Source organism: Paenibacillus paludis (assembly GCF_042610515.1).
In the GTDB taxonomy this organism is placed as follows: domain Bacteria; phylum Bacillota; class Bacilli; order Paenibacillales; family Paenibacillaceae; genus Paenibacillus_AQ.
Map to the genome: position 1 here is coordinate 102,511 of NZ_JBGJZP010000023.1, position 12,765 is coordinate 115,275.

The following is a 12,765-nucleotide window of genomic DNA, read 5'->3' on the forward strand; positions in this document are numbered from 1 at the left end:
CTATTATCAGCTTTCTTAATTGAACCTCCCTTTGTTTTCGGAAACTCGGGCAATAATCAAAATTATACGTATGATTCCGCAGGAAGACTAAACTACATAGATTCAAGAAGCGGAAGAGTTAGCTTTCAATATGATTTGCAGGGGAACTTGACTTCAAAAGTTAATGAAGTAAATCTCGTCGGATTGTACACCGGCACAAGTTCTATATTTTCCGCCACTTCCCAGTACAGCAGTACGCAGGGACAGGGGAACTGGTATTACCAGGAATGGGATGGGACGAAATACACAGATCTGAAATATAAGAATAATCAATGGGAGGGATTAACCCCCTATACGATTATTTTGAATGATTTTCAACATCCGGATCAGACGGATTCAGTTAGAAAGTGGGTTGCACCTAAGTCAGGGATGATACAAATTTCGGGAATTGTAGCAAAGAGTAATACAACAAGCGGGGACGGGATCGTTGCTAAGGTATTGAAGAATGATATACAGCTATGGTCAAAAACAGTTGCCTATAATGATTCAACCGGTTACGAAGTGGGTTTGACCGTGGGAGTGAGCAAAGGCGATGCGATCTATTTCGTAGTAAATAAAAATGCTGAAGCTTCTTATGATGGTACAACGTGGAAACCGGTAATAGCATACATGGAGGCCAGCTCCGCTCAGGACCAGTATAGCAGTACGCAGGGGCAAGGGAATTGGTATTACCAGGAATGGGACGGAACGAAATACACAGATCTGAAATATAAAAATAATCAATGGGAGGGACTTACCCCCTATACGATTATTTTGAATGATTTTCAACATCCGGATCAGACGGACTCGGTAAGGAAGTGGATCGCACCCAAATCAGGGATGATTCGAATTTCAGGAAATGTAGCGAAAAGTAGTACAGGCGGAGGGGATGGGATCGTTGCCAAGGTATTAAAGAATAAGATGCAGCTTTGGTCAAAGACAATTGCCTATAATGACGCTGTTGGTTATGAAGTGGGTCTGACCGTGGGGGTGAGTAAAGGCGATGCAATCTATTTTGTAGTTAATAAAAATGCCGAAGCCTCCTATGATGGTACGACGTGGAAACCGTTAATAGCATACATGGAGGCGAGCTCCGCTCAGGATCAGTACAGCAGTACGCAGGGGCAAGGGAATTGGTATTACCAGGAATGGGACGGGACGAAATACACAGATCTGAAATATAAAAATAATCAATGGGAGGGATTAACCCCTTATACGATTATTTTGAATGATTTTCAACATCCGGATCAGACGGATTCAGTTAGAAAGTGGATTGCACCCAAGTCCGGTACGATCCGAATCTCAGGAAATGTAGCGAAAAGTAGTACAGGCGGAGGGGACGGGATCGTTGCTAAGGTATTGAAAAATAAGATGCAGCTTTGGTCAAAGACAATTGCCTATAATGACGCAGTCGGTTATGAAGTGGGTCTGACCGTGGGGGTGAGTAAAGGCGATGCGATCTATTTTGTAGTTAATAAAAATGCCGAAGCCGCCTATGACGGAACAATCTGGAGACCAGTAATAGCTTTTGTGAATTGAATTAGGGGGTGGACCGCTCTTATACTAGATTCCTGCTTTGCTACGCATGACTCTAAAAATGAATGATAGGGGAGTATTTATTTGAAGAATAGAAAAAAGATGAATTCATTTCTCAACGTTGCTTTATCCATTACTATATTAGTAGGCGGTTTTCCAGTTACAAATGAACGTATAGCCGCTGCTGAGAGCAATCCGAGCCCTTCCTCTGAATATGTGAAGGCCGAGACTAAGGTGGAAAGTCCTGCTCCTTCTCCAGCCCCATTGAATACCATATCCGAACAGCAAATTGAGCCTACATTTAATCCCGGAAATATCCAGATGAAATCAGCCTTTGCTGAAAATAAAAAGCTTATAGACGAGGTTGTATCCGTAACTGGAGACGTTTACGATCCGAACATGTTAACCATTCAAATGTTAAAAGAGAAAACCTATGAAACGCGTATGAAATTAGTTCCTGGGAAAACAAAGGAAAATTTAGAGAAGCCTCTTGCCCGTGCGGCTGAACCCAGGTCCCTGGATTTAACCCAAACAGAAATTGAACCGCTTGTTCTGGCTGGAGCCTCCAAGGTTGATGTATATTGGGTAAATTATCTGAGCTTGCTACAGGAGAAGCGAACCCCGCTGGAACTTTGGAAATGGAAACTGAATGAGCGAAGATCCTGGGAAGATATCCAGCAGGAGCTTGAAAAAGAAGCAGGAATATTCAGTAAGCCCACTGTACAGGAAAATGTGTATGCAACTGAAATGTTGAACCATTTTTCTTTTAACGGAAAGCAAACAGTTTCCTCCTCAGTATATGGACAAGAAGAGGGTACCGGAAAAGGATATCGATCAGAATTAGCCCTCTCCATGAGTACCTTCGATGCAGCCGTATCCGGTGTGATCAACAACTTGGTCATTCAAGCTCAAATCAATCAAACTTATAAGCCACAGTTTAATGACCGCAACACTTCCAGTGAAATGGTCGATCCGGTGTCAGGAAGTGTGACCCGGAAAGAAAACCTGATTCATTTGCCCGGTGTGGACGGACTGGACTTAGATATTGGCCTTATGTACAATTCCAACCAAAGTATTCCCTTTCTTATTAGTACATGGTGGAATCCCAACTTTCAGAGTTGGGAATATAGCTACAATTATCGTCTTCCGGTCTTAGGCAGTGGGTGGTCGTATCAATTCCCTCACTTACAAAGGGTTAGTCAGTTTGGGTGGATTTACCACGATGGAACAGGCAATGCGTATAGAGTTCGTGATGACTATAGTAATGATGAGCTCTCACTTTATACAAATTTACTCAATTATAAAGGCAAAGACAAGCGACTGGTATCAGAAAATGCGAATACAGACGGCGCATTCAGTAACGGGCAAGAAAGATCAAGTTTCTATATTGAATACTTAGATCTTAAACGAGAATACTTTACAATTGATGGGGATTTAATTGGAATCGTAGATCGCTTCGGCAATACGATTACATTTAAATACGACGGATCAAGAAGATTGTTCTCGATAACGGATACCGTTGGCCGTGTGGTGAAATTTAATTACGAGGAAGACCTGGATTCCGAGGTGTTTGATGGGGAAAACGTAGATATTCGGGTCTATAGCGAAGAGAACGCAACGCAAGAAGTTCAGAAGGTGGTATTGACGAAAGGGAGAGTATTGGGGGAAATTCAAAGAAATATAGGCATACCCCCACTTCAAAAGTATATTCCGTACCTTGCGTCAATTACCGATCAAAACGGAGAGAAAACCTATTTCGAGTATCAAAATGGCTTTTCGTCTTATGTTGGTTCTTACGACGGATTTCTTTTTAATTCGTTACTGAAAAAAATTACGTATCCCAATTCTGTTACAGAATATGAATATGAACAAGCCGATCGTCATACCGGCCCGAATTCCACCGTCGTAGAGTATCGGGCGAAATCTAGAAAGGACAAGACGGCATCCAAGACGTATCAGGAAATAAACTATACTTATACAGGTGATTATACGGGGAATACCCCGGATCAATATCCCGCTGTTTTGCCTGCGGATTTTCGGTTTAGTACGACGTCAACTGTGGTTAGCACGACTGCCAGTAATGGGCTCCAAACCACTCATACATTTGATAAAGATGGCAGAGTGCTTCGGACGGAAACCCGGGAGGCTGGAGGCGAGCGGAAGATCACTGACAATACGGCGTTTCATGGAGTCTTTACCCGGTATCCCACAAGGACTACCCTCTCGGAGTATGCTCCCCAAGACACTGAAGCAACCGCAAATCATTTATACACCGAAACCGTGTATAACAGCTGGGGGCAGGTTGAGAGTCAAACGAAGCCGTTGACCGGAGATCAGTTTAATAATCCGGCAATCAAACAGCATTATACAACCACCTACCAGTATGAACCTAAGTATCATTTGCTGGAAACGCAGTCCTGGTATAACAATGAAAATGATGCAGCACCGCAAAATGAACGTTATACCTATACTGCTGAAGGGCGGCCGGTAACGGTAACCAATGCGTTAGGAGACAGGACGGTATACAGTTATAGTTATTTTAATAGTACGGGAGGGATCTCCCAGGCAACGGCGGAGAAGACTGCCCAAGGCCAACTGGTGGCCAAAAGCGTGACCCAGTACGGGCCCGAAGGCCGCCGTGCTTACCCTACCGAACAACAGCAGTGGTTCAACATTGGTAAATCCAATCAGCAGATTGTGAAAACCACGATGAGCTATGAGATGGGTTACGGGTTGCTGAAAAGTCAGAGCGACGGAAATGGCAAGACCACAATGTATGAATATGATGCTGCAGGGCGTCTGAAAAAAGAGACCTATCCAAATCGCACCAACGCCAACGGGGAAGTGTACAGCGAGGTCGTAGAGTACAACTACTACAACACAAGTTCCGCACAGTTTGATGCTGTCAATACGGGAATGCCGGTCTTAAAAGTGGACTCTATCCGAACTGTCACTCAGTTATCGAATAACAGCGTGGTTAAAACCTATGCCAATGTACTTTATAACGGAATGGGTTTGGCCCTTTTAGAGGAACACTTTGATGATAACGCTGGAAAGTGGGTGTTCACCCAGTATCACTATGACGATATGGGCAGACCCATCTATCAAAAAGATGCGCTTTCCAATGAAATAACGGTGGGTTATGATGCTTGGGGCCAGCAAAAAAGTTTAACGGATTCCTATCGTAATGTCTTTGTGACAAATTATAATTTGAAGCAGCGGAAAGCGGTAAGCTACCTGACTGCGGCGGGCACCTCCGAAACGATGAATTACATCGAGGAGTCGTATGATGCGTGGGGCCGGGTGATTTCGAAGCGGACGTTTAGAGATTGGCCGAATCAGTCGCAGCCCATCACAGAACGCTACAGTTACGATATTATCGGCAATCTTACGGGATATATTGACCCGATGAACCATCTCAATGAGGCTGGCGTGACAACCCTTTACAGTTACAACGCATTAAATCAGTTAACTGGTGTTAAGGATGCGCTGAATCAGACCACACGGTACAGCTATGACGGAAATGGACAAATATCCAAGGTGACCATTCAGGGCAAGGGTGAGTCGGAACAAACCTTAAACACGAAGAGTTACAACGAAATCGGACTGATGACGACGAAGCAGGACGCCGCCGCCAAAAGCGAAAGTGTGTCCTATAATAATCTGGGTCAACAGACCGGTAAAACGGACCGTATGGGAAGTGTGTTCAGTTACAACTACGACGAGAGAGGTCAGCTAAAGAGCAGTTCCGTTAGTGGAGTAATCAATAATACATCTGCGACGCAAAAAATCGATGTTATCTATGGAGATGGATCGCCAAAGTATCGCACGATCAATAGTTATGTTGATGGAACCATAAGGGCAACGCAGAAGCGTTACCTAGATAGCATGAACCAAGTACGCAACGACTACTCCGTTGGATATTCTTCTACGGGTGCGGGTGGCCACGCGTCGTACATCTTAAACGAGTTGGATGTACTGGGCCGAATGACACAAATAAATGATTACAATCTTGGGTTTTATGTAAACTACCAGTTTGACAGTCAGCGGCTGATCAACGTCCAAACCAATGGCAGCGCGTCCCTAAGCAAAGCTGCCTCCGACAATGTACAGTATAGCTACTATGCAAATGGCCGAGTCAAGACAATTACGTACCCGCCGTTGACGGATGGAAGTATCTTAAAAACAGAGTACACGTACAACAAAGCACTCGGTTGGATTGAAGGCATGAAGAATACAAAAGGAAGCTCCGTGCTTTCGGGATACAACTACAGCTATGATCATAATGGAAATATTACAGCGGTAACTGAAGTCCTCAATAATGGAGCAGCAAAAACGACAAGCTACGGATACGATGCTTTAAATCGTCTACTGTCAATCAAACGGCCCAATGGTCAAAGCACACAGTACACGTATGATGTGCGTGGCAATCGTCTAACCTCAAGCGAGAGCGTCAGCACCAGTCTGGACCTGAGCGATACAAGCTACACCTATGATTTACAAAACACCTTGACCGGATTGACCAAAAATGGGAATACGACCAGCTTTACCTACTATGCAGACGGCCTTCGGTATTTAAAGAGCACTGGAACGACCCATACTCAGGTCAACTATGATTTTAGTGGTCAAGTTATCGCAGAGGAGAAATTAAGCGGCAGCACTGTAATACAAAAATCCTCCTTTGTCCGTGGAGACCGGGTATTGGTGAAAAAGGACAAGACGGCAGGGAAGGATTACTACTATTTGTACAATGGTCATGGCGATGTGGTGCAAATCGTCAATACCAGCGGAACACCAGTTAACACCTACAGCTATGACGAATGGGGGAATATCACCAGCCAGACGGAAGGGATACAAAACTCCTTTAAATATGCTGGTGAGATTTACGATGAAGAAACGGGACTTTACTATCTGCGTGCACGGTATTATGATCCGAGTATCGGGCGGTTTTTGAATGAGGATACGGTTGAAGGGCAGATTGATAATCCGCTGAGCCAGAACCTTTATACGTATGTGCATAATAATCCGTTGATCTACAATGATCCAACAGGACATATGTATAATGAAATTGGGAATGCATATTCTGCTGGGGACCGAGCGGCTTTGCAGACATATCAAACAATATTTCTAACAGGACAGCAAGAAAATAACTTGCTTATGATGCAGGCAGCGCATGATGCATCAAATTATATACGATTAAAGTATGAACCTACAGTGAACAGAACTAACTATTTACAAAATGGAACAGTATATAATTCGCTAACAAAAAATATGTATAACGAAGTTTTGTATGGGAACGCCCAACTGGTACCCTTACTTGAAGATCCGATGTTTTATGTGTTAGATGGGACTTTTGCAGCAGTATTTAAAGGGCTTAGTACTATAGCTTTTAAAACATTGGGGAAGGAAGTAGTTGAAGACACAAGTCAAAGATTGATAAAATTGGATCTACAATTTTTCGCAAGTAAATTTCCTACTGGCTCAGTTAGCGGAAAAGATGTGGTGAAATTCTTGAAAAAAGATGGTTTTGATGTTGTAAGTCAGAGTGGTAGTCATGTAAAACTGAAAGGATCGAATGGGGAAGTTGTAATCATTCCTGTCCATGGTAACAAAGATTTACCTATCGGAACTCTAAAAAGTATAAAGAAACAAGCAGGTTATTAGTAAAGGAGCGTCAATTTGAAAAAGAAAACATATAAGTACTACGCTAAGTTTGAATTTGCTGAAGATGGAATAACAGTAACTTTTCCTGATCTACCGGGTTGTATCTCTTGTGGATATTCCACCGAAGAAGCAATTGGAATGGCCAAAGAGGCGCTTTCTCTATATCTAGAGGATATGGATGAAAACACCATTCCTCAAACAACTAAAATCAATCCTGATTTGATAAAGTCATCAGAACAAGTATTCCTGATTGAAGTCGAATTGTAAGTGATTTTTTGTTTCTAATGTTCAAATAAAAGAGTATTTGGTACATTAGAAACATATTTATCTAATGAGCCACATGTGAGTTAATTCTCCATGTGGTTTTTTTTTGTATATAATTATTTAACATTCAGAGTACGGCAATATCTAATCAATTCTGCAAGACATACTTGGGATGGCGGTTATGAGATGATAGGATTGCAATTTATAACGGACACATTTCACATTGAGTACAAGACTGTAGCTGAAAAAATTGTTGTTTCTAAGCAAACATTAGGATCGAATGTTATTCCAGAAGGAGTTACTTCACTAAAAAAATCAGAAATTCTGATGATTTCTTAACCAAACAGATTAACATGAAGAAGTAGAGGTTATAAACGTTGATGATGAAGGATATATACTCAACAATTCTGCACTATTCGCAGAATATGCACCTTATTGAATGCATTCACGAAGAACAAAAAAAGGAACGACTGATTGAACAGGTGAATGCAATGTAGATTGCTGATCAATACGAAGAAAATGAAATGAAAATTTTAAACTGTTTAAAGATGTAGTTACGGTAATGCAAGATCAGAATCGTATTCAACATTTCCCAATGTCACACATCTTCCTATGACCAATTAGCTTTTGAAGAAATATAGGCAAAATTTAATGATGTATTCGACGGAAATAGGAATTATAAAATCGAAAATGCTACGGATGCTCGGGTAACGCTTAGAGATTGGCCGAATCAGTCGCAGCCCATCACTGAACGCTTCAGTTACGATATTATCGGCAATCTTACGGGATATATTGATCCGATGAACCATCTCAATGAGGCTGGCGTGACAACCCTTTACAGTTACAACGCATTAAATCAGTTAACTGGTGTTAAGGATGCGCTGAATCAGACCACACGGTACAGCTATGACGGAAATGGACAAATAGCTAAGGTGACCGTTCAGGGCAAGGGTGAGTCGGAACAAACCTTAAACACGAAGAGTTACAACGAAATCGGACTGATGACGACGAAGCAGGACGCCGCCGCCCAAAGCGAAAGTGTGTCCTATAATAATCTGGGTCAACAGACCGGTAAAACGGACCGTATGGGAAGTGTGTTCAGTTACAACTACGACGAGAGAGGTCAACTTAAGAGCAGTTCCGTTAGTGGAGTAATCAATAATACGTCTGCGACGCAAAAAATTGATGTTATCTACGGAGATGGATCGCCAAAGTATCGCACGATCAATAGTTATGTTAATGGAACCGTCAGGGCAACGCAGAAGCGTTACCTGGATAGCATGAACCAAGTACGCAACGACTACTCCGTTGGATATTCTTCTACGAGTGCGGGTGGCCACTCGTCGTACATCTTAAACGAGTTGGATGTACTTGGCCGAATGACACAAATAAATGATTACAATCTTGGGTTTTATGTAAACTACCAATTTGACAGTCAGCGGCTGATCAACGTCCAAACCAATGGTAGCGCGTCCCTAAGCAAAGCTGCATCCGACAATGTACAGTACAGCTACTATGCCAATGGCCGAGTCAAGACAATTACGTACCCGCCGTTGACGGATGGAAGTATCTTAAAAACAGAGTACACGTACAACAAAGCACTCGGTTGGGTAGAGAGCATGAAGAATACAAAGGGCAGCTCCGTGCTTTCGGGATACAACTACAGCTATGATCATAATGGAAATATTACAGCGGTAACTGAAGTCCTCAATAATGGAGCAGCAAAAACGACAAGCTACGGATACGATGCTTTGAATCGTCTTCTGTCAATCAAACGGCCGAATGGTCAAAGCACACAGTACACGTATGATGTGCGTGGCAATCGTCTAACCTCAAGCGAGAGCGTCAGCACCAGTCTGGATCTGAGCGATACAAGCTACACCTATGATTTACAAAACACCTTGACCGGATTGACCAAAAATGGGAATACGACGAGCTTTACCTACTATGCAGACGGCCTTCGGTATTTGAAGAGTACTGGAACGACCCATACTCAGGTCAACTATGATTTTAGTGGTCAAGTTATCGCAGAGGAGAAACTAAGCGGCAGCACAGTAATACAAAAATCTTCCTTTGTCCGTGGAGACCGGGTATTGGTGAAAAAGGACAAAACGGCAGCAAAGGATTACTACTATTTGTACAATGGTCATGGTGATGTGGTGCAAATCGTCAATAACAGCGGAACACCGGTTAACACCTACAGCTATGACGAATGGGGAAATATCACCAGCCAGACGGAAGGGATACCAAACTCCTTTAAATATGCTGGTGAGATTTACGATGAAGAAACAGGACTTTACTATCTGCGTGCACGGTATTATGATCCGAGTATCGGGCGGTTTTTAAATGAGGATACGGTTGAAGGGCAGATTGATAATCCGCTGAGCCAGAACCTTTATACGTATGTAGGAAATAATCCATTGATACGTTTTGATCCGAGTGGTAACTCATGGATTAGTGATCAGTGGAATGCGTTCATTGTTGATATGAAGACCGTCCATGCATCATGGGAAACAGCGATGGGTTACTGGACAATGGGATTTACAGATCCGTTCTTTACATCAGCTAAAGTATCTATGGACTCTAAAGAATATTGGTATGCTCAAGCGGAGGTCATATTTAATACAGCTACATTAGGAATAGGGAATGCTGAAAAACAGGCTATCAAACAGGGGAGTAAAGAGTTAACTTCTGTCGTAAGGTTAGTCAAAAACCCATGCAACTGTTTTACAGCAGGGACTAAAGTTCAAACAGACGAAGGGGAGAAACCTATCGAGGAAATCGAGGTAGGGGATAAGGTTCTAGCCAAAGACGATGAGACAGGCGAGATGGCGTATAAGGAAGTTGAATGGCTCTTCCAACGGGACGTTGAAGAAACGTATAATATAACTGTTGGAGATGAAGTCATTACAACAACCGATGAGCATCCGTTCTGGATTGTCGGCAAAGGTTGGGTTGAAGCACAGCATCTTGTGGTAGGCTATGTTCTGACAACCTCGGATGGCAAAGAATTAGCCATTGAGAAGATTGAGGTTAAGAAAGAACATAAGACCGTCTATAACTTTATGGTCAAGGACTTTCACACCTATTTTGTCTCCAACCTTGGAATATGGACTCACAATGCTTGTAAGCCTATAAATTTACCATCTTACAAGAGTATTGAAATTGATATGGACCATATCATTTCTGGTCACACAAAGGGCGGTTCTCGTGCAACACAAAGTAAAATAAAAGACTTGTTCCCTGATAATATGAATAATTCACAAATCGAAAAGGCTGTTCGAGATGCTTACTCGAATTCGAGTAAATTACAAACACAAGGCGACCGTGTTCTTGTTAGAGGGCAATCTAATGGTCTTACTATTGAGATGTGGGTTAATACAAGCACCAAAGCAATCGAAACTGCTTACCCAGTGTTTAAGTAGGAGGTATAAAATTGATTAGTGTTTTGGTTGATGAAAATACACTTGAGATAAACAAACGAGGCTCTATTACAGGTGAAATCTTCATCCGTTTTGAAGATTCATATTTTCCCGAACCTCGATGGAACGATTTCGTTGTTGTTATCTTGATATGGTGGAACAAGTCTACAAATTTACTTGAGACTTCATCAGTTGGTACATCAGTTGAATTTAATTTTATGGATGGTCCTTTTTATGTTCGTGGCGTGAAAAGAGACAATGAAAACGTCTCATTAAGTTTTATTCGAAGAACTAAGGTTGGTGAGGAAATCCTTTCATCCTTGGACACAGATATGGATTCTTTGAAAAAGACAATTATTAAGGCTTCTAAAAAAATCCTTAAGGTATTGCAGAGTAAAAACTGGTTAACCGAAGATATTGAACAATTAAAAAAGCTATTATAAAATATGTTTTCATTTGGCCTTGGGTATTCTCCAAGGCCATTTTTTCTGTACCCGCCCAGTACCGAATGAATCGGGCGGCTAAGTGACAGATGTAATTTTCATATGAAAAGAACTCATGATGGTAAAACTTCATGGTAAAATTACATAGAACCTTATGCAAGTAAATACTGTCGGTAAAGATGCCTTAGTTTCGGCTGATTTGCGCAGAACCCTTGGATGTGATCCTTGAATGTGATTGTTCCGAATGACTCATGAGCATGATGGCTTAGCATGAAAAGGGTGGACGAGACCGTCGAGACTCCGGTATGCTGACGTTAAATAACCGCGGACCGGACAATGTACCGTAGCTGATAGATTGTGGTGCAGATGCCAATTTCGACAGGTCAACGTTAGGATTGACCATCGAACGAGAGTATGTCATAATCGTCCCACAGCAGACAGGCCTGAAATGGGCTGCGAGCAACTTAGTAAACTTAGGACACTTGATTCACCATTTGGTGATTTGGGGTGTCCTTTTTGTTTTTAACAACCATTCGAGAAAGGGGCTGACTGCCGCAGCTATATAATACTTATTAGTCAGCTAACTGTTAAATTATTAAGCGCAAACGATGCAAAAACATCAAAATAGTAGGGAGCGAGGACAATGGTTAATGTGTCCATGGACAAGTTGATAGTTGAGTACCAAGGGGTTACAGTTGGGTATTTCTTGGGGTGGTACGCAAGGCAATTATTTCAGAGTGAATATAAGGTGAGGCGGACAGAGTACAAAAAGTTGTTCGTTTATCAGCTAAATATCCGGCTGGAGCAAGGGGTTTACTTGCATTTGTTCTACCAGAACTTTAGGGAAACAAGTGGTGGATTGTACACGTTATGGCTGGAAACTCAGTCGGAGCACTACGAGGGATTTAGCCGCTTTTTAGCCGAGTTTCGGGAAAGGGCAACTAGCATCGTTTTCGTTAGTTACGATGTAGCGTATGATGTCGCCGCGCCGTTAGCGGACGAGTTTGTAATCAGCCATCATATGCGGAGGAAGTTACGGGAACATAAAGGGACGCGATACCATAGGCTTCCGCATCAGCGGAAACAGAACGGATACTGCCGGGTGTACGATAAGCATCTTGAACTGCAGCAACGACATGGTATTGAGAACGAGGACGACTTGACCCGAGTCGAGGTTGTGTATAAACCCAAGTTGAGGACACCGCAAACAGACATACTTCAACACCCGCCGGAGCAGAACCAATAGGAGAAACTAAGCGGCAGCACTGTAATACAAAAATCCTCCTTTGTCCGTGGAGACCGGGTATTGGTGAAAAGGGACAAGACGGCAGCAAAGGATTACTACTATTTGTACAATGGTCATGGTGATGTGGTGCAAATCGTCAATACCAGCGGAACACCGGTTAACACCTACAGCT

At 42.6% G+C, this 12,765-nt stretch carries 5 protein-coding genes; all 5 read left to right on the forward strand.

Annotation, left to right across the window (positions count from 1 at the left end):
* Nucleotides 1-147 precede the first annotated feature (147 nt).
* The 5 genes from ACAN56_RS29900 (at nt 148) to ACAN56_RS29920 (ending at nt 11,347) form a co-directional block, all read left to right on the forward strand.
* Nucleotides 148-1,557 (forward strand): hypothetical protein, encoded by a 1,410-nt coding sequence (locus ACAN56_RS29900; RefSeq protein WP_379147439.1) that lies wholly within the window; start codon nt 148-150, stop codon nt 1,555-1,557.
* An 81-nt stretch (nt 1,558-1,638) separates the two neighbouring features.
* Entirely contained in the window at nt 1,639-7,218 is a 5,580-nt protein-coding gene (locus ACAN56_RS29905) for an RHS repeat-associated core domain-containing protein (RefSeq protein WP_379147442.1), read from the forward strand.
* A gap of 15 nt (nt 7,219-7,233) precedes the next feature.
* Nucleotides 7,234-7,485 carry a type II toxin-antitoxin system HicB family antitoxin gene (locus ACAN56_RS29910; RefSeq protein ID WP_379147444.1) on the forward strand — a complete coding sequence of 84 codons (252 nt, stop codon included), beginning with the start codon at nt 7,234-7,236 and terminating at the stop codon, nt 7,483-7,485.
* 740 nt (nt 7,486-8,225) lie between these two features.
* Complete coding sequence (locus ACAN56_RS29915; RefSeq protein ID WP_489685708.1) at nt 8,226-10,907, forward strand: polymorphic toxin-type HINT domain-containing protein; 2,682 nt, start codon at nt 8,226-8,228, stop codon at nt 10,905-10,907.
* A gap of 11 nt (nt 10,908-10,918) precedes the next feature.
* A complete protein-coding gene (locus ACAN56_RS29920; protein ID WP_379147448.1) occupies nt 10,919-11,347 on the forward strand; it encodes a hypothetical protein in 429 nt (142 codons plus the stop codon).
* Nucleotides 11,348-12,765 lie beyond the last annotated feature (1,418 nt).